Source organism: Pseudoalteromonas sp. S4741 (assembly GCF_005886135.1).
Lineage (GTDB): Bacteria > Pseudomonadota > Gammaproteobacteria > Enterobacterales > Alteromonadaceae > Pseudoalteromonas > Pseudoalteromonas tetraodonis.
This window is the reverse complement of record NZ_PNCN01000259.1, coordinates 1-255: the sequence shown is the minus strand read 5'-3', so window position 1 is coordinate 255 and position 255 is coordinate 1. Positions and strand designations below refer to the sequence as shown.

The following is a 255-nucleotide window of genomic DNA, read 5'->3' as shown; positions in this document are numbered from 1 at the left end:
CAACAGTGGCAACTGCAACTTTAAAACCTTGGCGGCAATTTTGTGCACCACATACTCTATCCAGTAGCACATAACCACCAACATTAAATTTTGTTACACGTAGTTTATCTGCATCTGGGTGTTGGCCACACTCAACCACTTCACCTACCACAACGCCATTAATTTTGTCTGCTGCCGGCTCAACGCCTTCTACTGCTAAACCAGCCATTGAACGCTGTTCCGCAAGAGCTTGCGGATCAATTGCAGGATTTACCC

Annotated in this window: 1 pseudogene; it reads right to left on the bottom strand. The window is 46.3% G+C overall.

The features are described 5' to 3' along the window. Positions 1-255, bottom strand: a pseudogene (pheT, locus tag CWC30_RS18065) (phenylalanine--tRNA ligase subunit beta); the annotation flags it as partial.